Origin of the sequence: Aquidulcibacter sp. (assembly GCF_044346625.1) — a bacterium.
Classification (GTDB): domain Bacteria; phylum Pseudomonadota; class Alphaproteobacteria; order Caulobacterales; family Aquidulcibacteraceae; genus Aquidulcibacter.
The window spans coordinates 1-24,795 of sequence record NZ_JBIIYV010000045.1; the positions used below are offsets into that span (position 1 = coordinate 1).

Here is a 24,795-nt window from a genome sequence, read left to right on the forward strand (position 1 = left end):
AGGCTCCATCGTCGCTGCCATAGTTCCTAAAAAGAACACAGGTCCGAAGGAACCGACAACGATGGCTGTGACCTTCAGCCAGAACTTATGAAAAGCGTGGCTCACTTCCCCTCACCCGGTCGGCCATCGGGCGAGAATCGTGGCGGCGTCGAAATAGTCTCGCCAATAGGTAATGAGGCCATCTTTGACCTCAAACACACCGGTCACAGGTAATTCGACCCATTTATCTTTCAAACGATGAAGATCAAGCCGCTCTAAGAACACGATCCCACTACTGGCAGACTCCCGTAGGATTTTGAACTCATTCTCAAGGGTCGGCGAAAAGAAGGGCTCCAGCACGGCCCTTATGCCTTCCGGACCACTTACCTCGCCGATGGGCGGAGGATTGATGTAAACGCAGGTTGGAGAGACAAGAGCCAAGGCGGTGTCATAATCCAAGGGCTCCATCGCCTTGAGAAAGCTGCGGACAATTTCAATCGCTTGTGTGCTCGTGTCGGACATAATCTACTCCTTATCGGTGCGAACCTCAGCGTCAGCTTCATTGGCGCTGGGCGCAATTACGTCGCGGGTTATTGTGTTCGAGCTTGCGCAGCGGCGCGGAACATAGCCTCGGTCTCAGGGTCGGCAGGGAACAGCGTTTCTAAGCGCAATTCATCAGCCGTTATGTCTTGTGCGGTGCCAAACGTGGCCACAACCGCAAACATTGAGATTCTTAGGCCCTGTATGTCCATATTGAAGGGGATCACTGGCACGAGTGAGGCCTCAGCCGCCGACCACAGAACATGTGGGTCCTGATACGGAGCAAGTTCTTCCAGAACAGTTTTCATGTCGGCTCCGGCCAGAGCCTCAGCTTCGCGTTGGGCGCGCTGCCACATCAAGGGACCGACAGCTGCCCAATTGGTGACAAAGGGTCGAATGCCGTTTGGATGAAAGAACAAACGCAGCAGATTGCGCCCTTCCCCGCCGACCCGTGTCCAAATGTCGTCACCCAGCATCGAATTTAGCTGATCGAACGATTGATTGGATAATCGGACATTCCAAGCCCGATCCAACGCAATTGCCGGAAAGGGCTCATGTGCGGCCAACATCATACGAATAGCGGCCATAACTTGCCCCATTTGGGGATCATCCAATTCGCGGGTTTTAAAGATGGGTGCAAAGCCTGCCGCTGTCAGCCAGGCATTGCGGTCACGCAGGGGCACTTCCAAAGTCTCGCTCAATTGCAAGATCATGTTGCGACTGGGATTAGCGCGCCGTGATTCTAAAAAGCTTACATGGCGCTGGGACACGCCAGACATCAGGGCCAGATCTAATTGCGATAGGCGGCGCTTTTGTCGCCAGTCCCGCAGGAGTTTGGCGAAGTTGCCATCGGCTTCTGCCTGCCGGGTTTGAACCGCGATTGTCATGGAATATCTCCCGCCTACAGGCCAAACCTGACATGGCGGTGCAGTCAGTTCAATGACGTGAGAGGTAATTGTCTGATAGCAATAACCAGAGCAATTTATTGTCCATCTGGTTAGAGAGGTTTTTCATGACTGCAGGTTTGATTTGCTTGTTTGTCATTGACGGCCTCCGCTCAATTGCTACTGACATTGCCCTAAATGTCATACCCAACACCGCTCTGGCTGCCATCTATCTGATTGGTCTTTCCCAAAAGCGGAGCCCTGAAACGCTAACCAACCGTTGGGCCTTAAACATGAGACAGGAAAATTGATGGACGCGCTCAGAACCCCAGAAGACCGCTTTGAAAACTTGGCCAACTTTCCGTTTAAGCCGCACTACATCAGCGACCTTGCAGGCTATGAAGGCTTACGCATGGCTTATGTGGATGAGGGTGCGGCAGACGCGGAACGCATCTTCTTATGTCTCCATGGCCAACCGACATGGAGTTATCTCTACCGTAAAATGATCCCCGTATTTGTGGCTTCAAGTGGCCGTATCGTTGCGCCGGACCTTTTGGGCTTTGGACGATCGGATAAGCCAGAAGACGAAGACATCTATAGCTTTGATTTTCATCGAAACTTCCTGATAGCGCTTATCGAGCGACTTGATTTGCGCAATATCACTTTGGTGGTGCAAGACTGGGGCGGGCTGCTTGGCTTGACCCTGCCTATCGCGCCTATTGTGGCAGAGCGGATCACCCGCCTCATCATCATGAACACGACTTTGGCAACGGGCCACCCGCCCAGCGATGGATTTATGGCTTGGCGCGCCTATTCGGCTTCCCGGCCTGATTTGCCAGTGGGTGCCTTAATGCAACGTTCGACCCCGCATTTGAGTACTGCGGAAGTAGCGGCCTATGACGCGCCCTTCCCCGATGCGCGCTATAAAGCTGGCGTGCGGGCTTTTCCCAAGCGCGTCATGACCGACCCAGACATGGCTGGTGTTGACGTGTCTTTAGCCGCACGGACGTTTTGGGCCGAACAGTGGCAAGGTCAAAGCTTCATGGCTTGGGGCGCGGCTGACCCTGTGTTTGGCTTGGACATCATGAACGATATGCAGCAACTGATTAAAGGCTGCCCTGCCCCACTCATCATTCGCGATGGCGGTCATTTCCTTCAGGAATGGGGCACAGAGATCGCCGAAGCGGCCCTTAGGTCATTCGAAGCCACAGCCTAACAGAGCCACCAAACTGAAAAGACCGGCCACGCGCTGCGGCCGGTCTTCTCTGTCAGAAGAGATATGGATTTCTACTCGTCCAAGCGCCGCTTAAAAGTCTCTGGCAGGAAGAACAAGCCAACTACAGCGGTCAAACCTGCGATTAAGACTGGGTACCAGAGGCCGTAATAGATGTCCCCTGTTGCGGCCACCATGGCAAACGCCGTGGTAGGCAGGAAGCCACCAAACCAGCCATTGCCGATATGATAAGGCAAGGACATTGAGGTGTAGCGAATCCGGCTGGGGAAAATCTCAACCAACAAGGCAGCGATTGGCCCGTAAACAGCGGTGACCAAGAGCACCAGATAAACCAGAATGGCGATTACCATCGGCTTATTCATCGTGGCCGGATCAGCTTTGGAGGGATAGCCCGCCTTGGCTAATGCGGCTTTTACGCTGTCTTGATAGGCCGTAATTGCAGCCTTTTTGTCTGCCCCTGTGACGAGGTTCGGATCAGGTGCCACCAAGGTTTCGGTGCCAATTTTGATCGAAGCCACGGTGCCCGCAGGTGCGTCGACTTTGGAATAGCTAACCCCACTTTTTGCCAAAAAGGATTTGGCAATATCGCAGCTCTTGGCGTCGAACTTGTTCCGTCCGACAGGGTCAAACTGAACCGAACAATCGGCATCATTGACGACTACCGTGATCGGCGCACTGGCTTGTGCTTGGGCCAAAGCTGGGTTGGCGGCTTTGGTCAAAGCGTGAAACGTCGGGAAGTAGGTCAGGGCTGCCAAGGCACAACCAACCAGAATGATGGGCTTGCGGCCAATCTTGTCGGACAACCAGCCGAAAAAGACAAATCCAGGGGTCCCAATCATCAAAGCAATGGCGATCAGAATATTGGTGGTGGCCCCATCAACTTTCAGCATTTTTTCCAAGAAGAACAGAGCATAGAATTGGCCCGTGTACCAAACGACGGCTTGGCCAGCGACTGCCCCGAACAGGACGATAATAACCCACTTCAAATTGCCCCATTTCGCAAAAGCTTCGGTCAAGGGTGCCTTGGAGGTTTTGCCTTCGTCCTTCATTTTTTGATAAACTGGGCTCTCGTTGAGTTGCATGCGGATCCACATTGAGACAGCCAGCAAGATCATCGAGACGAGGAAAGGTACGCGCCATCCCCAAGCCTTGAAAACCTCTTCGCCAAGAAGCGTGCGGGTGCCAATCACGATCAAGAGGGCAGCAAACAGGCCCATCGTCGCGGTGGTCTGAATCCAGCTGGTATAGAGGCCGCGCTTTCCCTCAGGCGCATGTTCGGCGACATAGGTGGCAGCACCACCATATTCCCCGCCCATGGCCAGACCTTGCAGCAATCTTAGGCCAATCAAGATAATTGGGGCCGCGACGCCAATGGTGGCGTAGGAGGGCAACAGACCAACAGCGAACGTGGCCAGCCCCATCAAGCCCATGGTCACCAAGAACGTATTCTTGCGGCCAACCATGTCGCCGATACGACCAAATACCAACGCGCCAAACGGACGAACAGCAAAGCCTGCTGCAAAGGCCCCAAGGGCAAAGATAAAACCTGTGGTCTCATTCACGCCAGAAAAGAATTGCGCGGAAATATAGGTGGCGAGTAGCCCGTATAGGTAAAAGTCATACCACTCGAAGACTGTACCGAGCGAGGATGCCGCAATTACCAATTTCTCGTTCTGCCCCTTTGCCGGAGCAGCCGCTCGGCCTCCAACAGTTTGTTGCATGGGTTCCATGTTAGCCATGTCTCTCTCCCTCCATTTTTTCAGTTAGAAACTATACTTCGCCAAGAACTCGAGCCTGTCGAGTGAGCCGTCCGCCCCGCTGACAACTTCGCGGACGCCATGGCGATATTCTGCTCCCAAATCGACGCCTTTGACGGGGGAGTAGAAAAGATTGGCCGACACGCTCCAAGCCTGCTTGTTGAAATTCGCTAAACTGGCCAAAGCCAGACTGCTGTCGTAATCGACCGTCTGGATACTGCCGGTCAGGGTGGAACGAAGCTTAGGTGTCCAAATCACCCGTAGGGCCGAATAACCACCCAGAATATCGACGTTCTTGAGTTGACCGGTTGCAGGAACGAATACAGCGTCGGGTGCGAAGTTGAGGCCGACATAGCGCCCAATCCCAGAGCCATAGGTGGCCATGAATTTCCACTCATAGCGCTTGGCCGCATCAAGATTAATCTTGCCCGTAACACTGACGCCATAGCCAGAGGACTCATCGCCTATCGCGCCATTATCAACCGACAGTCTACGCGCAATCCCGGCAACAGAAACCTCGCCTTTGGTAAAGGTGTGATTGAGACGAACCACGAAATCCGGCACCGAGTCATCGTCATTTTCGATGAGAGTCGGCGAGCCCAGATTGGCGCTGGCGGTTTCTGGGTTCTCTATCGCAAGGTGCAAAGTTGTCGTTTTGCTCAGCGGATAGGAATAGCGCACCAAGGCTTGCCGAGCAAAAACTATGCCTTCGGTTGGGCCGATAAAATCGGTGGATTCCGGCAAAGTCGACACGTTTTGAAACGTTGTCCAATCCTCGCCGAAGGTAAAGCGATCATATTGGACATAGGCTCGGCGCAGCGCGAAATTATAGCCATTTGTTGTTCGCTCATTGCCTTGCGGGCCAGGCGAAGTCTGGAAGTCGCCTTCGACATAGCCTTTCAACACATGGCCATTGACGGCCGTCTCGGTCGTCATCCACAAACGGGTCTGCTTGGCATTAAAGTCATTGTCGAGGCTTTCGCGTTGGCCGCCAATCGGTGTGGACTGTGGCAGATAGAAATCACGCCCCAAATTGCCCGTGGCAACATCGCCATCATTCCATCGGCTGAAGTCAATTGTGGTTTTGACAAAGCCGCCCAGCTTCACCGTTGTGTTGCCGACATTAAAGCCATCGACGGGTGCAGCGGCAACAAGTGTTGGCGTCGCCGCCGCCTGTGGGATAGCTTGAATGGCCGACACAGAAGCCGACAACTGATCTGTGCGGGCTTGTGCAAGTGATGCATCAGCTCGGAGTTTCTGATTTTCTGATTTCGTGGTCGCAAGCTCTGCATGAACCGTTGCGAACATCCGCTCTAAGGCCGCGATACGGGCCTCCAGCTCTTGCTCTTTGGTGGTGTCCGCTTGGGCAGAAGTGGCAGCAAAGGCAAGAAGGGCGATACCGCACAGCAATTGGTGACGCCGTTTGATCGTAAGCATGGTGGTTCCCTCGGTCGTTATTTTGAAAGGCCACAGCAGTTACAACGCGGGCCCTTGGGTCTACCCTCTCAGGTCATTGTGCGCGGCGATAGCTAGACTTTAGTCGTAGTCCCGATAGACTTTGGTCTAGGGTGCGGTGCGCGCGAAAAGACTTTAAAAAAGACTGAAACATCGCCCAGTAAATCGGGCTGACGAGGGAGACGACCATGGTAGCGCTTTATCCAGTTCCAGCCGAATGGGCTGAAAAGGCTCGCATTACTGAACAAGGCTATCGCGAGGCCTATGCTGCTTCGATCGACAATCCGGATGCGTTCTGGACCAAAGAAGCGCAACGCCTGACGTGGATGAAACCGTTCACCAAAGTGAAGAATGCCAGCTTTAACGAAGCAGACTTTGGCATCAAATGGTTTGAGGATGGCGTCCTCAATGTCTCCGAGAACTGCTTAGACCGTCATCTAAAGGACCGGGCCGATCAGGTCGCCATTATTTGGGAGGGCGATGAGCCCACGCAATCGCGCAAGATCAACTATCGCGAATTGCACCGCGATGTCTGCCGTTTTGCCAATGCGTTGAAGAATTTGGGTGTCAAAAAAGGCGACCGGATTACTCTTTATCTGCCTATGATTCCAGAAGCCGCGATGGCCATGCTGGCCTGTACCCGGCTTGGGGCTATTCATACCATTGTCTTTGGTGGTTTCTCACCTGAGGCGCTAGCCGGTCGAATCCAAGATTGCGATTCCAGCATTGTGATCACGGCAGACGCGGGCATGCGCGGCGGCAAGACAGTGCCGCTCAAAGCCAATGTGGACGCCGCCCTCGCTAGCTGCACGTCGGTTAAACATGTGCTGGTGATCCGCCATGTCGGCAATGAGATCACTATGCAGGATGGACGCGACCATTGGTATCATGAGGCGATCGCTGGGGTATCTGATGACTGTGCGCCAGAGCCCATGAGCGCAGAGGACCCGCTTTTCATCCTGTATACCTCTGGGAGTACAGGTAAGCCAAAAGGCGTTTTGCACACGACTGGTGGCTATTTGGTTTGGGTCGCCATGACGTTTTCCTATGTCTTCAACTATCAAGACGGCGAAGTCTTCTGGTGTGCTGCCGATATTGGCTGGGTCACGGGCCATTCCTATGTGGTCTATGGGCCGCTGGCAAATGGCGCGACGACTTTGATGTTTGAAGGCGTGCCCAATTATCCAGATTTCAGCCGCTTCTGGAATATTGTCGACAAGTATGAAGTCAATATTTTCTATGGGGCCCCAACCGCACTGCGCTCGCTGATGCGCGAGGGAAATAGCTATGTCACCGCCACATCGCGCAAATCCCTGCGTCTATTGGGCAGCGTCGGTGAGCCGATCAATCCAGAAGCTTGGGAATGGTATTATCACGTGGTAGGCGAAGCCCGTTGCCCAATCGTGGATACCTGGTGGCAAACAGAAACCGGCGGCGCGATGATTACACCGCTTCCGGGCGCGATTGCCTTAAAGCCGGGCTCTGCGACTTTGCCGATGTTTGGGGTGAAGACAGTCCTTCTCGACAGCGAGGGCAAAATCCTCGAAGGGGCAACGGACGGCAATCTCTGCATCACCGACAGTTGGCCTGGACAAATGCGGACCGTGTGGGGCGACCATGAACGCTTCTTCCAGACCTATTTTTCAGCCTATCCCGGCTACTATTTCACCGGTGACGGCTGTCGCCGCGATGAAGATGGCTACCACTGGATCACGGGTCGTGTGGATGACGTGATCAATGTCTCTGGGCACCGCATGGGCACGGCAGAAGTCGAAAGCGCACTTGTAGCGCACGCCAATGTCGCAGAAGCCGCCGTCGTCGGCTTCCCACATGATATCAAGGGGCAAGGCATTTACGCCTATGTGACTTTAAACTCCGACGCGACTGAAAGCGACGAAATACGCAAAGCCTTGATCCAGTGGGTGCGCAAAGAGATTGGTCCCATCGCGACACCCGATGTGATTCATTTCGCACCCGGCTTGCCCAAAACCCGTAGCGGCAAGATCATGCGGCGAATCCTGCGCAAGATTGCAGAGGGCGACGTGTCCAGCTTGGGCGACACGTCGACTTTGGCCGACCCATCCGTCGTAGATGCGCTGATCGCGTCGCGGTAGCGGCCATGGCACGCACCATCCTAATTGCCGACGACCATCCCCTGTTTCGCCAAGCGCTTGCTATGGCGGCAGGGAATGTCGCCAAAGACGCGCGATTGGTTGAAGGTGCGACTTTGGCCTCTGCGCTCCTAGAAGCCCAAGCCGCAGATGACTTGGCCCTCATCTTGTTGGACCTCAAAATGCCGGGGGCAGACGGTTTTTCGGGTGTGGCGCTTCTCCATGCCGAAAAGCCTCAAGTGCCGATCCTTGTCGTTTCAAGCGAAGCTGCGGCCGGTACAGCACAGAATGCCCTTCGGTTTGGCGCTGTAGGCTTCATCGGCAAGGATTCCGATTTATCCGTAATTGAAGCGGCCATTGCCGACGCCCTGTCCGGCAAGCGTTTGGCTGCCCCGGTCGACCCCCTGCTCGACCCTGTTGCCGCTCAGATTGCAAGCCTAACTCCCACGCAGCTAAAAGTGATGTTGGGCGTCATGCAGGGCAGGCTCAACAAGCAAATCGCATTTGATCTGGGCTTAAGTGAAGCAACGATCAAAGCGCATATGACCTCAATCCTGAAGAAACTAGACGTGCAGAACCGCACCCAAGCGGTGTTAGCTGCTAAGGCCCTTGGATTAGCTCCGGCCTGATACGACAGGGGTTTGGACCAGCCATTGATCGAGTGCGTCAGGGTCCAAAGGCTTGCGAAACACGGCCACCTGCATCGCCTGCGCCCTTTCCAAAAAAACGTCTTCAGTCGCTGCGGTTGTTAGGGCAAAGCGGGCGCTCGGATGATGGGCGCGCAAGGCCTCAATGACATCCAAGCCCGTCATCGCGCCTCCCAAATGATAATCCACCAAGGCGCAATCAAACGCGTCACCTATCTCACTGGCTGTTTGCGCATCTCCGATGCAGTCAAAGTCATGATCGCGACTGGCGAGAAAAGCGCGCATGGCCTCTTGATTAGCAAGATCATCCTCAACCACCAGAATTTTTAAAGATGGTTTGGCATTTTTTAGCTGAGGAACCGTTGGTATTGCGGCAAAAGGTTCTTCAGTTTGAACTTGTCCAACGGCAGCCAGATTTACGCTAAAGCGGCTACCCTGCCCCAGATTTGAGCCAAGAGAAATCTGGACATCCAACACACGTGCGGTTCGCTCGACAATGGCTAGCCCTAAGCCAATCCCGCCGCCGTGGGCATGTGGCAAGCGCTCGAACTCGCGGAAGATGCGACTATGATCCGCAGGGTCGATGCCTGGTCCCGTATCAATCACATCAACACGAATGGTCTCGCCACGCCCACGGATCGCGACCACAATGCCGCCGACCTCGGTGTATCGGATGGCATTGGACAGAAAATTCTGAACAATCGAGCGCAATAAAGTCGCATCGGTCTCAACTTGCTGATCCCTTCCAAAAAGCCGCAACTGCAGGCCCTTTTCATGGGCTAATGGCATCATCGTATCGACCAGATCACGGAGCAGTGGCTTCAGGTTCACCCGAACCTTTGACGGTATCACCCCGCCTGCATCGAGCTTGGAAATATCCAATAGAGATCGCAATAACGTGTCCGCTGACTGAATGGATAAATCAAGCTTGCGCAACAAGTCTTGGTCGCCATCGCCAATCTGGCGCCCAAGGGCAGACGAGAACAGGCGTGCAGCATGTATGGGTTGTAAAAGATCGTGACTTGCGGCCGCTAAAAAGCGGGTCTTCTCGGCATCTGCTTTAGCAAGCGACTGATTGGCTTCACGCAAATCTTGCGTACGCTCCTCCACCCTAGCTTCGAGCTCTGCTCGGGCACGCCGCAATCCTGCCAAGGCCTCTGCCTCGGCTGTGATATCGGAAAAACACATGACATAGCCGCCGCTTGGCATAGGCCCACCCACCGTCTTGATGACGCGTCCATCCGGCCGCACCCGTTCGAAGCTATGGGCTAGACCGCGGCGCATGTGGGTAAGGCGGCGCTCGACGTGGCTTTCAATCTCTCCTGGACCACATTCCCCACGTTCAGCATTAAATCGAATAAGGCTGGCAACCGGTGCGCCAACATAGACCATCCCGTCAGGATAATTGAAAAGAGACAAATAGCGGCTGTTCCACGCCACAATATTCAGGTCGCGATCCACCACGCTGACGCCCGGATCAATATGCTCCAACGTGGCGGCCAATAGGTCCTTGGAGAAACGTAAGCTTTGGCCCGTCTCATCCAAAAGTCGGGACACTTCATCGGCGGAAAGGCGCGCACCAAAGAGTCTTGAACCAATCAGAGCGCGCGCCGACGGTAATCCAACCACGCCAGCGATAAGCCGCTCTGCCTTTCGGGCACTGGCTTGGCTGACACTGGCTTCATCTTTCAGATTAGCAAAGGCTTCCTGCGCCAGACTAGGGCCAACAAAGCGGGCGACCAAGGCTTTTAAATCCGCGATGCGCGCCGATTGTAGCGAGGAGTCTTGCGTATTTGATCGCAAAAGGCTCGGAAGCGCACTGGTCTGGACACGGCGCGCCGTCACCAAGAGATAAACGGCTAGATTGAGACCAAGACTCCATACCGCACCATGGCTGATGGGGCTTAAGGCACCCAAGCCAAACAAGTGATAAGGGTCAAACGGGCTGGTGGCCAATATGGCGAGAACGCTGGGTACCAAAATTTGGGGCAAGGCCAAAGTGTAGAACCAGACGATGAGACCCGCGATCAAACTATATCTCGCGGCAATGGCATCGCGGTTACCCCGGTAAACTGCCAAAATGAGGACAGGCACAAATTGCGCCATCGCGGCAAAAGCGACCAAGCCGATCGACGCCAGCTTTTGATTGTCGGGTATGGCAAGCGCCCAGAGGAGTGCAAAGACCATGATCGCGGCAATGGCTGCACGACGAACCAGCAGCATCAGTTTGCCGAAATTGCGCGGCCCGTCATTGTCCTTGCGACCCAGCAACGCGGGGGCAACCAAGTCATTGGAAACCATGGTGGATAAAGCAATCGTTTCTACCAACACCATGGCAGTCGCTGCTGCAAACCCACCTAAGAAGACGATCATCGCAAGCACATTCGCGCCTTGGCTCATGGGCAATAGCAAAACATAGAGGTCGGGCCGAGCAGAACTGGGCAAAAGCGCAATTCCGGCACTGGCCAGCGGAACCACCACCACCAGCATCGCCACCATGTAAATTACAAATGGCCAGCGTGCTTTCTCAACATCGCTGCTTGATTGGGCTGCAATCACCATGAAATAGAATTGGCGCGGTAAGGCGATGATGGCTGCCATCGACAAGAGGGTGATAATCAAAAAGTCCGCATTGATGGCGCCAGGACTGAATGTGGCAGCTAGCGTGTTTTGTGTGCGAGAGAGCACTTGGGGCGGTGCTTGGATCAGCAACGTCACCGCAAAACCAGCAACAGCCAAAAGGGCCGCCAATTTAAAGAACGATTCAAATCCGACTGCAAACAAGACCGCATCATTGCGGGCAGAAGCTTCATACCTTCGAGTGCCGTAAAGCATTGCCCAACCGGCCAACAATACTGCCGCACATAAGAGGATCAGAGGCGAATTCTGCGCACCTGACACCAAGGCATAAGTACTGCTTAGGGACTTTAGCTGCAGCGCAATATAGGGAATCGCCCCTAACAAAGCCAAAAGCGTAACCAGTGCGGCCACGCTACGGCTCGACCCAAACCGGCCGCCGATGAATTCTGAAATAGAGTTTGCGCCATCCGCTTTGACCGCGTCGACCATGCGAACCAGAAACTGACGCCCGAAGACAAAGACGAGGATGGGACCAAGGTAGATGGGAACAAAAGCCCAGCCGTCGGCGACAGCACTGCCAACCGCGCCATAAAACGTCCAACTCGTACAATAAACACCCAACGCCAGAACATAAGCTGGGCGACGTAACCGGGCTTTCAGGCTCTGCCCGCCCCGCCCTTCAGCCCAAGAGGCGCAGACAAACAAAAGTGCCGCATAGGTCAGGATAATGATCAGCGGCAGTGAGACGTCCATAATCCCCCCGGATTCACAATCCTTTGGACTTTGTGTTTGCTATGGCGCGACCGCGTCAGGTCGATGTGGTGACAGTCTCTCCAGTTAGCGCTTTATAGCAATGATAAGTTGCATGTCCGAGCCAAGGAAACACAATGATCAACCCGACAAAGCCTGTAGCTAGCGACAAGCCTACCAACATGGCGATGTTAAAGGCAAAAGAGGCCATTGCGCCTTTGTTGCGGGAAACCGCGATGACAGAAACCAGCATGGCGGTCATGGCGTCTACGGAGCGATTTGCTGCGAGCGGAATGGAGACGACCGAGACCACATAGCCAATCGTGGCAAGAACTGCCCCTACAAGCGTACCAATTGTCACCATGATCAGGCCTTCGGGCGTCTGCAAAGCGAAATTAATGAAGTCCACTTGCATGGCCGGCGGTCGGGCGCTGGAAGCGAAGGCATAGAGGAAGCTTGCGAGGCGGGCCCAGACCATCAAAATCAGCATCAAGACAAAGGCGATAATCGCGACTTGGCCGGGCGAGACGATGCGCGGGTTTAGAATTGCCCGAAGTGTTATGGGCTCGCCCAGCGCCCGTAGTCTGGAAATCTCATAACAGCTAATGGCTAAAATCGGGCCTACCAAAGCAAAGCCGCCACAAACAGCGGGCAAAAAACCCAGCATATCGGCCTGCCATAGGACCAGCACCATGACCCAAGCTACCACGACGGGGACAAGGCCAATCAACATACTGTAGCGCCACGTTGCTTTAAAATCGACCCAGCCATTGGCTAGCCAAAGCCAATGCGCATCGGGCATGACACGGACCACCTGAACCCGCTCATTTCCCCCTAATGTGATCTCAAACGGGCTCATATTTGCCTCCGATGCTGGGTTCTAAGGTAAAGGAAAATCATCATCATTGAGGATGCGCATCGCTGCACCCTTTGGGTCGTCATATTGTCTGTTGTTCAGGTTCCATAAAAATGCGAGGAGACCAATGAAGCCCATGAATAACGCGATTGGGATCAAAAAAATCATACCATCCATAGCGTTATCCCCCGTTGTTACGAACTGATGCGAGGCGAAGCGCATTCAAGGTCACGATGATTGACGAAGAGGACATCGCAATGGCGGCGATAAATGGGGTAACAAGGCCCAGCATGGCGATGGGGGCAGCGATGAAGTTGTAGAGGGCTGCAAACCAGAAATTCTCCATGACGCGCTTCTTCGCTGTGCGGGCAACGTCAATCGCCTCTAAGACCGACCCCAGTTGATCGCCTTGAAACACAAGATCTGCGGCGGACTGACTTGCATCGGCTGCCGTTCCTGGCGCGATCGAGACAAAGGCCTTAGCCAAGGCGGGCGCATCATTTAGTCCATCGCCGACCATCAATACGCGGTGCCCTTGTGCTTTCAGACCATCTAGATGGGCGGCTTTCTCAAACGGCGTCAGCTCACCCAGATAGGTTTCAATCCCAGCGGCTCGAGCAGCACGTGCAACAGCTCCCTTTCGATCTCCTGATAAAATGATTGGCTCAAACCCACGCGCTTTTAAGGCTTGGATGGTTTGCACGGTGTCAGGCCGCAAGGTGTCCTCAAAGCAGAAGCGCACAGGAGCTTGGCCTTGAATGGCGAAATAAAGTTCCGTCTCTTCAGACTGGGCTTCCTCGACCCCAACCCAAGATGCACGGCCCAAACGAGCCCGCAAGCCGTCGATCTGAGCCTCAACGCCACACCCTGGTATCTCGTGAGCGTTTTCGATGGCGGGCCCAGGTCCTGCAGCCCGGGCAATCGCGCGAGCTAAAGGATGGCGGGACGCTCGCGCCAGAAGTGCGGCTTGAGCTAGTGCGGCTTCTGTAACCAACGCCGAGCTCAGCAATTTCGGCTGGCCGAGCGTAAGAACACCTGTTTTGTCAAACGCGATAAAGTCGATCTCAGCCAAGCGTTCAAGCGCATCCCCAGACTTCAGCAAAATACCGCGCTTAAACAATCGGCCAGATGCAACCACCTGCACCGCGGGGACAGCAAGGCCGAGTGCACAGGGACAAGTGATGATCAAAACTGCGCAGGCATTAAGAATGGCCACCCGCGGTTCCGCTCCTAGAAGCAACCACACCACAGCCGTCAAGAAGGCCGCGGCGTGTACGACGGGTACATAGAGTTTTGCAGCCTGATCGGCCCAGCGAACATAAACACTCTTACTTTGCTCACCCATTTCAACGAGGCGAGCGATCTCAGCTAGAAAGCTGTCCTCGCTACGGGCGCTGGCTTTTAAAACCAGACGGCCAGACAAATTCAAAGCCCCTGCCCGCACTGCTTGGCCTTGCGCCAATGCCACTGGGGCTGTTTCGCCTGTCAACAGCGAGAAGTCGGCTTCAGAGATACCTTCAAGGATGGTTCCGTCAACAGGAATGCGGTCACCCGGCAGAATAATCACCCGGTCCCCGGGACGGATCTCGCCCACGGCGACACTGATCGAGCTACCGTCGGGCTCAAGTCGGCTGGCGGTAACGGCTTGCAACGCGAGAAGATCACGCGCAGCTTGCCGGGCCTTTTGTCGAAGCGCGTGATCTAGATAGCGACCAATCAACAAGAAGAACAACAACATGGCAACGGCATCGAAATAGGCATGCTCGCCGCCGCGTATAGTCTCAACCACTGACAGGCCAGAGGCCAGTAAAACGCCCAGCGAAATGGGCACGTCCATATTCGCACGCCCTTTTTTCAAGGCGTTCCATGCACTTTTAAAGAAGGGCATACCGGCATAGGCGGCCGTAGGCAGAGCAATACAGGCCGAAATCCAATGGAACATGGTCCGTGTGCCCTCTTCCATCTCGCCGTTGAAATGGGCCGACCAGATGGGGACAGAGAACATCATGATGTTCATGGCGGCAAAGGCTGCAACCGCCATACAAATAAGAAGGTGACGGCCTTCCTGATCGATGATGGTTTGGACTTTACTTGGATCAAAAGGCTGGGCCTGATATCCCAAATCAATCACGCGCTGAACAATGGTGCGCGGGTCAATCCGACCGTCCTGCCACGTAACGCTTAAGCGCCCTGTGGTCAGGTTGAGGCGCGCATCAGACACACCGGGCAGTCCAGCCACACCCGTTTCAATCTTGCGCAAACAGCCAGCACATCGCGCGCCGCGCACCAGCAATTCAAGCGATAGGCCATTGGCGCGGTTTTGCTGGACAAATGCACGAGGGTCTGCCGCTGCAGCCGCTGCCGCCGGTGGCTCCAGACCCGAAGGGCAGCCCAAAGCAGGCTCTGTCGTGGGATTTAGCGTAGTGATAGCGTTGTCTCCGTCGAAAATTGTGGTGCACCTTCAAGCTTGGCTGAAGCACTAAACTTCCAGCGACCCGGCCGAATTTGATCGATCACAGCGCGGTAAACGCCCGGTGCCGTTTCTGAGAAGGTGAGCTTCTGATCTTCTTTCGCGCCTGTGGTGCGTCCAATGGTGCCTTGCAAGAGAGCCCCCCGCAAAGGCTGGTTGTTGCGATCCGTTAGGCGTGCTTCAAGGACCGCCCCACCGCCAGTTGGCCGCTCTAGCCCCAACGACATCGTCCAACCAAGCTCTGTTTGGCGGGCATGGGCGGCCAAAGTCTCGTTGAACTTAAGACCGTTGATATAGGCATGGTCCGTTTCACCGGAAAACGTTTTTAATGCCAGAAAAACGAATAGGATATTGACTGCCAGCATCACGCCGAACAAGGCACCGAACATGGCCAAAACATGCCATCCCGTCAGGCGAAACGGCTTTGCAGGAACGATTGCATCAGTCATCGTCGTCTCTTTCTTCTGAATGATCTCCACGAATGAAGACCGATTTTGATTTGGCGATCTCGCCATCTTTGGCCGATTGCACTTCGATCATTACAGGCGTGGAACGATGCTTCAGCCGTTCAGGATCCGCCACCACAAACAAACGGACTTCGGCGACACGGTCTGGCCCAGCCGTCAAAACGACACTATTGTCCACGACCGGCAGTTCATTGGCCTGTAATTGACCGCCCTTTACGCCGTTAATCCGTATACGCACATCACGAGTCTGGTTGGCCTTGTTCAGGACTTTAACCGTGTAGGCATTGCGCACTTGGCCAGTGGACAGCGGCACAAATAAGGGAGCGCGGTCACGCTGAACATTGACGTCCAAAGTTGAGCGCATCAACAGGCTGGCCAACATCAGACCACCGATTCCGACAAACAAGACTCCATAAAAAAGGGTACGCCCACGAATAAAGCGATAGCTGGACTTTTCGCCAGCTTGACGACGTTCAATATTCTGGATGGTATCATAAGCAATTAGGCCCTTTGGACGATCAACTTTCACCATAATCTCGTCGCAGGCATCAATGCAGAGAGCGCAATTGATGCACTCAATCTGCAGACCGTCGCGAATGTCAATTCCGGCCGGACAGGCAGCAACGCATTGCTGACAATCGATACAATCGCCGCGCCCCTCCCAACTATCGTTCTTTTTATGGGCACCGCGTGGATCGCCACGGTCATAGCGATATGTTACCGAGAGCGCTTCTTGATCCAGCATCGCCGCCTGAATACGCGGCCAAGGGCACATATAAGTGCAAACTTGCTCGCGCAACGTGCCCGCAAACACATAGGTTGTGGCCGTCAAAAGGCCCGCGAACACATAGGCAGACATGGGAGCTTGCAAGGTGAAGAAGCCCACAAACAAGCTTGGCGCATCATGGAAATAGGCAACAAACCAGCCCCCTGTCGCCAGCGAAATCATCAGCCAAACAGCGTGTTTACCGATCTTTCGCCAAGCCTTACTGAAATTCCAAGGCTGTTTATCGAGGCGAATGCGCTGATTACGGTCTCCTTCAAACCAGTGTTCAACCGCGATGAAGAGATCGGTCCAAACCGTCTGCGGGCAAGCATAGCCACACCAAACCCGACCAAAAAGGGCTGAGGCCAAGAATAGGCCGATCGCGGCCAAAATCAGAAGACCGGTAACGTAATAAAGCTCTTGCGGCCAAATCTCGATGGGGCCGAAATAAAAGCGCCTGCCCGAAAAATCAGCGAGGAGGAACTGATCAGGTGCGGCCCCGGGTCGATCCCAACGCAAGAAGGGAACCACATAATAAATGCCCAATAAGAGGCCAACGATGAGCCATTTAAAGCGCCGCCAAAACCCGTGCACGGCCTTAGGATAAATCTGCTGGCGCTTCTCATAGAGCTCTCGTTGCATAGCGGAATTCACCGCCACCGCATCAGAGCGCACCACACCGTGCGCGGCCTCGCCGATCGCAAGAGCGGTTGGGCCGGCCGGGTCGAGAATATCAATGACTTTCATTGGACCTCAGGGCTCGAGGGCAGGATTAAGTGCCACCGCCGAGTGAATGGACATAGACAGCCAAGGCATCCAAAGTCGCTGGATCTAGGCGTTGCGACATCGTGGGCATGACCCCGCCACGACCCAGATTAATCTGGGTGGTGATTTCTTGAGCGGTCCCGCCATAAAGCCATTCCCGATCCGTTAGGTTAGGGGCACCTTGGATTTGGTCCCCTTTGCCTTCCGCGTCATGGCAAGCCACACAATTGGTAGCGTATACCTCTGCGCCACGGCTGGCGGCTTTGGCATCTGCTGGCTGGCGCGACAGGGTCAACACATATTGAGTAACATCGGCGATCTGTTGAGGTTCCAACAGTTTATCACGGCCATAAGAGGGCATTTGGCTAAAGCGGGCTTCTGGATGCTCGCTGCGTATGCCTGTTTGCAAGGTTGAGCGAATGCCCTGGATAGAGCCATCCCACAGCCAAACATCATCAACCAAACTTGGGTAACCCTTTGCGCCTTGGCCACCAGCACCATGGCAAGTCGAACAGTTTTGAGCAAAAGCCACCCGACCAGATTCTTGAGCAAACTGAAACAATTCCTTGTTCTTGCTGACCATTTCAATCGGTGTAGCTTGGAGTTGTGCGAACTGGGGCGCTCGCGAGCTCACCAGTTTGGCTACTTCTTGGTCTACTTGCTTGCGGTCTGACATCCCCAAGACGCCTTTTGTATGGCCCGAGAGGGTCGGCCAAGCTGGCATGGCGATCCAATAGACGACGGCCCAGGCGATACAGGCATAGAATGTCAGCACCCACCATCTTGGAAGGGGGTTATTCAACTCGGTAATGCCATCCCAAGAATGGCCCGTTGTCTCCACACCAGTGATGTCGTCCTTTGGTTTTTTATCGGACATGGTCAATATCCTCATTCTCAAGTGGCATGCGGGCAGCCTTGTCGAACTTGGCGCGATTGCTGGGCCAGAAGACATAAAGGCAAACGGCAGCGAAGATGGCCATGAAGTAGATCATGCCCGAGGTTTGTGCGAAGGCAGACAATTGTTCGTACGACATAGACGCCTCCTCAGCGCAGGTTTTCAGCCTTTGTGGGCTCATAAGTTTTGAAATCCACCATCGTGCCCAAGACTTGGAGATAGGCCACCAAGGCATCCATTTCGGTCACTTTGGATGGATCACCATCAAAGTCGCGGACGTTGACCTTGCCGCCATAGCGGGCTTGTAAGCCTTCGCTATCGGCATTGGGGTCAGCTTGGGCCATCAAGTCGGTCTTGGCATTATCGATATCGGCCTGGGTATAGGGCACACCGACCCGGACTTGAGCGACGATATGCTTGTCTACGACGTCCTTGATGCCGATCTCGCGACCCTCCAAGAAAGCGTATGGTGGCATGATGGATTCAGGCACGACAGATCGGGGATTGATCAAATGCTGGACATGCCAAGCATCCGAATATTTGGCACCGACCCGGGCGAGGTCTGGCCCCGTGCGCTTAGACCCCCATTGGAAGGGATGGTCATACATGCTTTCAGCCGCGAGACTATAATGACCATAACGCTCAATCTCATCGCGCAAAGGCCGGATCATTTGGCTGTGGCATGAGTAACAGCCCTCCCGGACATAGATGCCACGTCCGGCGAGTTCCAGTGGCGTATAGGGGCGAACCCCATCTACTTTCTCAATGGTTTGTTCGATCCGGAATAGTGGCGCAATCTGGACAATACCGCCAACAGAGACAACCAGCAGAATCCCGACCAAGAGGATCATAGAGTTGCGTTCGATGATGCCGTGATTTTTGAAAAGCATGATCGTTGCTCCTACTCAGCGGGGACAAGGTTGGGGTTAGTGATGGAGAGCGGCTCTTTTTTGGCCACAGCACCTTGGATGGTCCGCCACAAATTGTAGGCCATGATGCAGGTGCCGATCAGGTAAAGGAGACCACCGATTGCCCGAACGATATAGGGCAAGTGCATAGCTTTGACGGTTTCCACGAAGGAATAGGTCAGGAAGCCAAACTCATTGTAGGAGCGCCACATGAGGCCCTGTTGAATGCCCGACACCCACATGGAGGAGATGTAGAACAAGATCCCAATGGTGGAGAGCCAGAAGTGCATCTCAACAAGCTTCAACGAATAGAGCCGCTCGCGCTTCCACAACCAAGGCGTCAGGGCATAAAGTGCGCCAAACGACACCAAGCCGACCCAGCCGAGCGCACCAGAATGCACATGGCCGATGGTCCAATCGGTGTAGTGAGACAGCGAATTTACCGCCCGCACCGACATCACAGGGCCTTCGAATGTGCTCATGCCGTAAAAAGCCAGCGAAGCCACAAACATCCGAAGCACAGGGTCTGTCCGCAACTTGTCCCAAGCGCCAGACAGGGTCATTAGGCCGTTGATCATCCCACCCCAGCTAGGCATCCACAGGATGATGGAGAAAGTCATCCCTAACGTCTGTGCCCATTGAGGCAGGGCGGTGTAATGCAAATGGTGAGGACCGGCCCAAATGTAGATGAAGATCAAAGCCCAGAAGTGCACAATCGACAATTGATAAGAATAAACTGGCCGATTCACTTGTTTGGGGATGAAATAATACATGATGGCCAAGAAGCCAGCCGTAAGAAAGAAGCCCACAGCATTATGCCCATACCACCATTGGGTCAGAGCGTTTTGGACGCCGCCGAACAGGGGATAAGAGCTAGAGGCATAGGGTGAAGTCGGCACCGCCAGATTGTTTACCACATGCAGCATGGCAATCGTTACGATAAAGGCCAAGTAGAACCAATTGGCTACATAGATGTGCGGCTCTTTCCGCTTCCAAAGCGTGCCAAGGAATACAAGAAGATACGCCACCCAAACGACTGTCAGCCACAAATCGACATGCCAGGTAGGTTCGGCATATTCTTGGCCTGATGTGACCCCCATCAAATAGCCAGTTGCGGCCAAGACGATGAAGAGCTGATACCCCCAGAACACAAACCATGGCAGCATGCCGCCAAACAATCTGGCCCGGCAGGTGCGCTGGACAACGTAGAAGCTGGTGGCGATCAAGACATTGCCGCCAAAGGCAAAGATGACTGCAGACGTGTGCAAGGGCCGTAAACGCCCAAAGTTCAAGAAGCCATAGTCTTTGAAGGACAGAAGGTCTGGAAACGCGAGCTGTGAGGCAATCACCACTCCGACCAACATGCCAACGATGCCCCAGAAAGTAGAGGCAATCACGCCAAACCGGATCACGCCGTCGCTATAGCTGGACTGATCGCTCTGAAGCGCAGTGCCATGTGCGGTGAAGACAAAGCCGAGCGCGGCCAAAATAGCCGCTCCTAAAAATATCCAGCCATGGACCGCCATGCCGAAATCTTCAGCGCGCGAGACCGCAAAAACGGCCCACAGCGCGACTAAAAATGCTAGGCCACAGGTAAAAAAAATGTCGAAGCGAGGCAACGCCTTCGATTTAAGTAGGTTTGGTTCCATCGTTAGACAGGCCCCCCAGAAGCCGGTACGGATGATCCGCACCTCAGTCACAGGTCCATGATACGCCTTATTTCCACAAAAATAAAAGGGTTATTTTGTCGCAGGGTCTGCGTCCTGTTTTTGCTGGATATCAATAGGCTTTTCAGTTAGGGTGACATCTTCTCAAACACCTCAAGAGGCTTTTGGTTCCATGCGTACAATCCAAGCTACAACCGACCAAGCCACTGAAAAATCAACTATTTTAGACGAAACTCGCATCATTGCCTTAGCACTCATTAGCGTTGGTGCTTTGCTGATCGCGATTGGACCCTGGCTTTCGGGCTCAACCCAATCGCTGGGAACTTGGTGCCAACATGCGGCAGGCTTCAGCGCACGTGGCCTGCTGCAAGAGCTTAGCTGGATGGCCAGTCAACATTGTGGCTATTGTTACCTTGGCGCGTCGATGGTCGGAATTGGGATCGCCACGGGGCTGCGACGCGGCAGCTAATGCCTTGAAAGGCATTAAACTAGATCGGGGCCTTCAGGTCAAAGCCGAGGGACGAATCGTCACCAGGGCGCTTATCTGGCCCATCCGGCGATAGGATTTGAGCGATAGATTTCATCCCCATAAGTGACTGGATGACATCTAAGCCCGCCTCCTCCTGCTTCTGGTCCCCTGCCCCATAAAGCTGGGCGAGCATGGTTGGATTCAAGCTAGCCAAGGACTTGTCATCGCCGTCTGCAACTTGGCCCAGCATGCGCATGAAATCATTGGGCTGACCGTTGAAATAGTCATTCTCTAATAGGCTCGCCATCAAACGACTGGCCAAGGCGCGATCAATCGACCCCGCAGCATAGGTTTTTGGACCGAACAGATGTGCAGGCTCATCCCCCAATTCATGCTGGCTGACAGCAGGGGCTTGCCGGTTAGCGGTCGCGCGCAGATTTTCTAGCACTTCCGCCACTGTGCGTTCGGCCCCGCCATTTTTGTAAAAGATCGGGCGGTTCGCCGCCGCCGCACTTGGAAACAAATCCGCAGCGCTGGCCCAAGGCCGATCACGCACGGCATTGACCAATTGAGCCGCCCCGCCTGCCCCTAAAAAATGAGCGGCATACAGATCCCCTGCCTCTGGCTCTTGGCCCGTGCGGCCGCGCAAGTAATCGGCGTTATCACCGGCAAACTCAGCTGCCATAAGCGATGAGATCTTAGGATCATAGCGCAGATCCAAGATCGCGCGACGAAGCCCGGGGTCTGAAACATTGGGACGGCCATTGGAACCCATCTCAATCATCGAGGCTTCAGCGCCCAAGCCATGCTTGGCACCATGGCGTTTGACCGTCGTGAGCCATGTCGCATCGAGGAATTGAAACAAACCAGTCGCGCTGGACGTTTTGGCTTCAGCCTTAGGATTAAGCGAGCTTTCGCGGACAGCCGTCGACAACAGAAACTGGAAACTCATGCCCGTAGCACGCGAGGCGTGGGCAATTGCTTGGCGTACCGGTGAGCCGCCAATGGCTTCGGGTGTCACTTGCTTGTCTCCTACAGCGTTTCAGTCGCACTTCGGGCGAGCGGTTCCACATGCGCAAGATCAACCAATCATGGTTAAGACTCTGTTAGCGTAATTCTAAGCACAGAAATCAATAAGATTTTGGTAGCCCCAAGACCTTTTCAGCCACGAAATTTAGAATCATTTCGCGCGAAACAGGTGCGATGCGGGCAATCATTGATTCGCGGAACATCCGCTCCACCTGATATTCCTTGGCATAGCCCATGCCCCCATGCGCCAACACCGCCGCTTCACAAGCGTGATACCCAGCCTCAGCTCCAAGATATTTGGCAGCATTGGCTTCTGCACCGCAGTCGAGGCCAGCATCGAACAAGGCGGCTGCTTTCATGGCCAAAAGCTCTGCGGCTTCCAGCTCACACCAAGACTTGGCGAGCGGATGGGCGACGCCTTGGTTCATGCCGATGGGGCGGCCAAACACAACGCGTTCCTTGGCATATTGGGCAGCACGGGAAAGAGCAGCACGGCCGAGACCGATGGCTTCGACGGCAAACAATACCCGCTCTGGGTTTAGGCCGGAGAGAATATATTTGAAGCCCTTGCCTTCTTCGCCGATCAGGGCGTCATGGGGAACTTTCAAATCCTCGATAAACAGCATGTTACATTCAACCGCCTTGCGGCCCATTTTCGGGATAGGCTTCGCATCAATGGCTGTGCGTTCAAAATCGCAATAAAACAGGCTGAGGCCATCGGTCGGGCGGGCGGCTTCCTCGCGGGGCGTGGTTCGCGCCAAGATCAGAATCTTGTCAGCGCGCTGGGCACTGGTGGTCCAAATCTTCCGGCCTGTAATCGTATAGCCTTCATTGGTGCGAACCGCGCGCGTGGTAATCGCGGCTGTTTCAAGACCAGCATTGGGCTCGGTCACGGCAAAGCACATCTTGTGTTCACCCGTGATGAGCTTGGGCAAAAAGGCTTGTTTTTGTGCCTCGGTCCCGAACTTTTCGATTGGCTTTGGGCCGAAGATGTTTAGATGGATCGCAGAAGCACCAGAGAAGCCTGCGCCAGACTGGGCAACAGTCTTCATCACAATCGCGGCTTCAACAAGGCCAAGCCCCGCCCCGCCATAAGCTTCTGGGAAGGCACAGCCCAGCCACCCACCGTCAGCCATATCGGCGACGAAAGGTTCAGGGAAACGCCCAGTCTCATCGGTCTCAGACCAGAAAGCATCGTCATACTTGGCGCAGATGCGGCCAACAGCTTCTTCAATCGCACGGTGCTCTTCATTTACTCCAAAGCCGCTCATTCTACGCATCTCCCGTGCATTTGTCCGGACATTTACGACCCGCCTTCTAGCTGGAAAAGCGTTCGGGTGCCAAGAGGTTCATCAAAGCCTGATCCAGTGTTTTGCCAGATATAAGCTCGCTTAAATAGGTGCCAATAGCGGGTGCCAGCAGCCAGCCATTCCGATAGGTCCCCGTCGCGAGATAAATGCCATCCACCCCGCTCGCCCCAACCAGTGGCAGATGATCTGGCGTGTCCGGGCGCAGTCCGGCCCAAGCTTCAATCGTTAGTGCCGTCGCCACTGAGGGAAGAAGCTCCTTTGCTTCGGCCAACAATGCCAAAACCGGATCGACATCGACACTCAGTACCGGGGCGGCCAATGGATCCGAGGTTGCACCAATGACCAAACCGCCGCCGCGTGACAACACATAGATCCGACACGCGCGGACGATGGGGCTTGCCAATTCTGGATGTGCCACCCGCACCATCTGCCCTTTGACGGGGCTTAGGGCTTTCAACGCTGGTACTGACTGGCCAAAGCTTGAAGCACCAAAGCCATTGGCCAAGATAATCGTCTCAGCTTCAAAGGTCCGACCATCCACCAGACCGAGCTGATGCGAGCCGATGGCTTCAGCTTGGCCGGTGAGAAGTTCGCCACCAAGCAACTGGAACTGGGTCAACAAGCTATTGAGGGCCGCGCGAGGGTCGAGCGAGCGCTCACTGGGCGCTTGGAAAGCCGCTTGCGCTGTTAGCTCGGCAGGAACACAAACAGAGGTAAGGTCCAGGCCTAGCCCATTGGCGCGGCTCCTCAAGCTTAAGAGGGCGACTGCCTCCTCTTCAGTACGGGCCAAAAACAAGCTGGGCGCTTGCAAATCGAACGCGCAGGTACGCGCCAGCTCTTGCCAATGTTCCGCGCTTTTCAAGGCGAACTCGACATAGGGCTCAGGGCAAGTTGGGTCTGCGGCCATTTCGTAAAGCGGCGCCAGCATGCCGCCAGAGGCCCAACCCGCGCCGTGTGCACCAGAATCAACAAGTGCAACCTGATGGCCGTCCTTGAGAAGCGCGATACCCGTGCATAGACCGACTGGTCCACCACCCACAATCAAAATGGACGGATCACGCAACAGGGTCATTGGATCGGCTGTGTCATGGGGGAAGGGTCAACCCTCAGCCAAAGAATGAAATCTAAAAAAGGTCCGCCGTGGCCTCGACTGCCCGAAAGGCAAAACTCGCATGGTACCGTGAAGTGGAATTGAACCGCTGACCTCCAGAGCCACAATCTGGCGCTCTAACCAACTGAGCTACCACGGCACACAT

General features: G+C 54.6%; 21 protein-coding genes and 1 tRNA gene. 4 read left to right on the forward strand and 18 right to left on the reverse strand.

Going from position 1 to position 24,795, the window contains the following annotated elements:
• Window positions 1-111 precede the first annotated feature (111 nt).
• Both ACIQ20_RS11480 and ACIQ20_RS11485 read right to left on the reverse strand, forming a co-directional pair.
• Complete coding sequence (locus ACIQ20_RS11480; RefSeq protein WP_395780423.1) at window positions 112-501, reverse strand: limonene-1,2-epoxide hydrolase family protein; 390 nt, start codon at window positions 499-501, stop codon at window positions 112-114.
• Window positions 502-569: 68 nt separating this feature from the next.
• Window positions 570-1,406: a helix-turn-helix domain-containing protein gene (locus ACIQ20_RS11485; RefSeq protein ID WP_395780425.1), complete on the reverse strand. Its 837-nt coding sequence runs from the start codon at window positions 1,404-1,406 to the stop codon at window positions 570-572.
• 307 nt (window positions 1,407-1,713) lie between these two features.
• Between ACIQ20_RS11485 and ACIQ20_RS11490 the strand changes: the two genes are divergently transcribed.
• Window positions 1,714-2,619 (forward strand): haloalkane dehalogenase, encoded by a 906-nt coding sequence (locus tag ACIQ20_RS11490; RefSeq protein WP_395780427.1) that lies wholly within the window; start codon window positions 1,714-1,716, stop codon window positions 2,617-2,619.
• Between the two features lie 71 nt (window positions 2,620-2,690).
• On the opposite strand, the gene ACIQ20_RS11495 is transcribed toward ACIQ20_RS11490, so the two are convergent.
• Complete coding sequence (locus tag ACIQ20_RS11495; RefSeq protein WP_395780458.1) at window positions 2,691-4,367, reverse strand: MFS transporter; 1,677 nt, start codon at window positions 4,365-4,367, stop codon at window positions 2,691-2,693.
• A 33-nt stretch (window positions 4,368-4,400) separates the two neighbouring features.
• Window positions 4,401-5,831, reverse strand: coding sequence for a DcaP family trimeric outer membrane transporter (locus ACIQ20_RS11500; protein ID WP_395780429.1), 1,431 nt, complete (start codon window positions 5,829-5,831; stop codon window positions 4,401-4,403).
• Window positions 5,832-6,037: 206 nt separating this feature from the next.
• Here ACIQ20_RS11500 and acs point away from each other — a divergent pair, with 206 nt between their 5' ends.
• Both acs and ACIQ20_RS11510 read left to right on the forward strand, forming a co-directional pair.
• The gene (gene acs / locus ACIQ20_RS11505) at window positions 6,038-7,963 is read left to right on the forward strand and encodes an acetate--CoA ligase (RefSeq protein WP_395780431.1); all 1,926 of its coding nucleotides are present in this window, start codon (window positions 6,038-6,040) and stop codon (window positions 7,961-7,963) included.
• Window positions 7,964-7,968: 5 nt separating this feature from the next.
• Window positions 7,969-8,589, forward strand: coding sequence for a response regulator transcription factor (locus ACIQ20_RS11510; protein ID WP_395780433.1), 621 nt, complete (start codon window positions 7,969-7,971; stop codon window positions 8,587-8,589).
• Here the strand turns inward: ACIQ20_RS11510 and ACIQ20_RS11515 are convergent.
• Genes ACIQ20_RS11515 through ccoN form a run of 10 tightly spaced genes read right to left on the reverse strand, consistent with a single transcriptional unit; the run spans window position 8,575 to window position 20,590 of the window.
• Entirely contained in the window at window positions 8,575-11,940 is a 3,366-nt protein-coding gene (locus ACIQ20_RS11515; protein WP_395780435.1) for a PAS-domain containing protein, read from the reverse strand. The two genes, ACIQ20_RS11510 and ACIQ20_RS11515, sit on opposite strands and share 15 nt — an antisense overlap.
• A gap of 55 nt (window positions 11,941-11,995) precedes the next feature.
• Window positions 11,996-12,796 (reverse strand): DUF2189 domain-containing protein, encoded by an 801-nt coding sequence (locus ACIQ20_RS11520; protein ID WP_395780437.1) that lies wholly within the window; start codon window positions 12,794-12,796, stop codon window positions 11,996-11,998.
• A 21-nt stretch (window positions 12,797-12,817) separates the two neighbouring features.
• Window positions 12,818-12,970 carry a cbb3-type cytochrome oxidase assembly protein CcoS gene (ccoS, locus tag ACIQ20_RS11525; protein ID WP_346382675.1) on the reverse strand — a complete coding sequence of 51 codons (153 nt, stop codon included), beginning with the start codon at window positions 12,968-12,970 and terminating at the stop codon, window positions 12,818-12,820.
• A gap of 4 nt (window positions 12,971-12,974) precedes the next feature.
• On the reverse strand, window positions 12,975-15,188 hold the full coding sequence (locus ACIQ20_RS11530; RefSeq protein ID WP_395780440.1) for a heavy metal translocating P-type ATPase: 2,214 nt from the start codon (window positions 15,186-15,188) through the stop codon (window positions 12,975-12,977).
• 20 nt (window positions 15,189-15,208) lie between these two features.
• Complete coding sequence (locus ACIQ20_RS11535; RefSeq protein WP_395780442.1) at window positions 15,209-15,712, reverse strand: FixH family protein; 504 nt, start codon at window positions 15,710-15,712, stop codon at window positions 15,209-15,211.
• The gene (gene ccoG / locus ACIQ20_RS11540) at window positions 15,705-17,243 is read right to left on the reverse strand and encodes a cytochrome c oxidase accessory protein CcoG (protein WP_395780444.1); all 1,539 of its coding nucleotides are present in this window, start codon (window positions 17,241-17,243) and stop codon (window positions 15,705-15,707) included. Before ccoG ends, ACIQ20_RS11535 begins: the two co-directional genes overlap by 8 nt.
• 25 nt (window positions 17,244-17,268) lie before the next feature.
• Window positions 17,269-18,138: a cytochrome-c oxidase, cbb3-type subunit III gene (ccoP, locus tag ACIQ20_RS11545; protein WP_395780446.1), complete on the reverse strand. Its 870-nt coding sequence runs from the start codon at window positions 18,136-18,138 to the stop codon at window positions 17,269-17,271.
• Window positions 18,128-18,295, reverse strand: coding sequence for a cbb3-type cytochrome c oxidase subunit 3 (locus tag ACIQ20_RS11550; RefSeq protein ID WP_290810605.1), 168 nt, complete (start codon window positions 18,293-18,295; stop codon window positions 18,128-18,130). Before ACIQ20_RS11550 ends, ccoP begins: the two co-directional genes overlap by 11 nt.
• Window positions 18,296-18,305: 10 nt before the next feature.
• Window positions 18,306-19,046, reverse strand: a complete 741-nt coding sequence (ccoO, locus tag ACIQ20_RS11555) for a cytochrome-c oxidase, cbb3-type subunit II (RefSeq protein ID WP_395780448.1) — start codon at window positions 19,044-19,046, stop codon at window positions 18,306-18,308.
• An 11-nt stretch (window positions 19,047-19,057) separates the two neighbouring features.
• Window positions 19,058-20,590: a cytochrome-c oxidase, cbb3-type subunit I gene (gene ccoN, locus ACIQ20_RS11560; protein ID WP_395780460.1), complete on the reverse strand. Its 1,533-nt coding sequence runs from the start codon at window positions 20,588-20,590 to the stop codon at window positions 19,058-19,060.
• Between the two features lie 313 nt (window positions 20,591-20,903).
• Between ccoN and ACIQ20_RS11565 the strand changes: the two genes are divergently transcribed.
• On the forward strand, window positions 20,904-21,200 hold the full coding sequence (locus ACIQ20_RS11565) for a hypothetical protein (protein WP_395780450.1): 297 nt from the start codon (window positions 20,904-20,906) through the stop codon (window positions 21,198-21,200).
• 19 nt (window positions 21,201-21,219) lie between these two features.
• On the opposite strand, the gene ACIQ20_RS11570 is transcribed toward ACIQ20_RS11565, so the two are convergent.
• The 4 genes from ACIQ20_RS11570 to ACIQ20_RS11585 form a co-directional block, all read right to left on the reverse strand.
• Complete coding sequence (locus ACIQ20_RS11570) at window positions 21,220-22,221, reverse strand: hypothetical protein (protein WP_395780452.1); 1,002 nt, start codon at window positions 22,219-22,221, stop codon at window positions 21,220-21,222.
• A gap of 109 nt (window positions 22,222-22,330) precedes the next feature.
• Window positions 22,331-23,500 carry an acyl-CoA dehydrogenase family protein gene (locus tag ACIQ20_RS11575; RefSeq protein ID WP_395780454.1) on the reverse strand — a complete coding sequence of 390 codons (1,170 nt, stop codon included), beginning with the start codon at window positions 23,498-23,500 and terminating at the stop codon, window positions 22,331-22,333.
• A gap of 46 nt (window positions 23,501-23,546) precedes the next feature.
• On the reverse strand, window positions 23,547-24,611 hold the full coding sequence (locus tag ACIQ20_RS11580) for an NAD(P)/FAD-dependent oxidoreductase (RefSeq protein WP_395780456.1): 1,065 nt from the start codon (window positions 24,609-24,611) through the stop codon (window positions 23,547-23,549).
• Between the two features lie 101 nt (window positions 24,612-24,712).
• Window positions 24,713-24,789: transfer RNA gene (locus ACIQ20_RS11585), tRNA-His, on the reverse strand.
• Between the last annotated feature and the right edge of the window lie 6 nt (window positions 24,790-24,795).

Excerpts from the sequence above, each read along its gene's own strand:
- ACIQ20_RS11480 (WP_395780423.1), bottom strand. The coding sequence starts at position 501 with ATGTCCGACACGAGCACACAAGCGATTGAAATTGTCCGCAGCTTTCTC.
- ACIQ20_RS11485 (WP_395780425.1), bottom strand. The coding sequence starts at position 1,406 with ATGACAATCGCGGTTCAAACCCGGCAGGCAGAAGCCGATGGCAACTTC.
- ACIQ20_RS11490 (WP_395780427.1), top strand. The coding sequence starts at position 1,714 with ATGGACGCGCTCAGAACCCCAGAAGACCGCTTTGAAAACTTGGCCAAC.
- ACIQ20_RS11495 (WP_395780458.1), bottom strand. The coding sequence starts at position 4,367 with ATGGAACCCATGCAACAAACTGTTGGAGGCCGAGCGGCTGCTCCGGCA.
- ACIQ20_RS11500 (WP_395780429.1), bottom strand. The coding sequence starts at position 5,831 with ATGCTTACGATCAAACGGCGTCACCAATTGCTGTGCGGTATCGCCCTT.
- acs (WP_395780431.1), top strand. The coding sequence starts at position 6,038 with ATGGTAGCGCTTTATCCAGTTCCAGCCGAATGGGCTGAAAAGGCTCGC.
- ACIQ20_RS11510 (WP_395780433.1), top strand. The coding sequence starts at position 7,969 with ATGGCACGCACCATCCTAATTGCCGACGACCATCCCCTGTTTCGCCAA.
- ACIQ20_RS11515 (WP_395780435.1), bottom strand. The coding sequence starts at position 11,940 with ATGGACGTCTCACTGCCGCTGATCATTATCCTGACCTATGCGGCACTT.
- ACIQ20_RS11520 (WP_395780437.1), bottom strand. The coding sequence starts at position 12,796 with ATGAGCCCGTTTGAGATCACATTAGGGGGAAATGAGCGGGTTCAGGTG.
- ccoS (WP_346382675.1), bottom strand. The coding sequence starts at position 12,970 with ATGGATGGTATGATTTTTTTGATCCCAATCGCGTTATTCATGGGCTTC.
- ACIQ20_RS11535 (WP_395780442.1), bottom strand. The coding sequence starts at position 15,712 with ATGACTGATGCAATCGTTCCTGCAAAGCCGTTTCGCCTGACGGGATGG.
- ccoG (WP_395780444.1), bottom strand. The coding sequence starts at position 17,243 with ATGAAAGTCATTGATATTCTCGACCCGGCCGGCCCAACCGCTCTTGCG.
- ccoP (WP_395780446.1), bottom strand. The coding sequence starts at position 18,138 with ATGTCCGATAAAAAACCAAAGGACGACATCACTGGTGTGGAGACAACG.
- ACIQ20_RS11550 (WP_290810605.1), bottom strand. The coding sequence starts at position 18,295 with ATGTCGTACGAACAATTGTCTGCCTTCGCACAAACCTCGGGCATGATC.
- ccoO (WP_395780448.1), bottom strand. The coding sequence starts at position 19,046 with ATGCTTTTCAAAAATCACGGCATCATCGAACGCAACTCTATGATCCTC.
- ccoN (WP_395780460.1), bottom strand. The coding sequence starts at position 20,590 with ATGGCGGTCCATGGCTGGATATTTTTAGGAGCGGCTATTTTGGCCGCG.
- ACIQ20_RS11565 (WP_395780450.1), top strand. The coding sequence starts at position 20,904 with ATGCGTACAATCCAAGCTACAACCGACCAAGCCACTGAAAAATCAACT.
- ACIQ20_RS11575 (WP_395780454.1), bottom strand. The coding sequence starts at position 23,500 with ATGAGCGGCTTTGGAGTAAATGAAGAGCACCGTGCGATTGAAGAAGCT.
- ACIQ20_RS11580 (WP_395780456.1), bottom strand. The coding sequence starts at position 24,611 with ATGACCCTGTTGCGTGATCCGTCCATTTTGATTGTGGGTGGTGGACCA.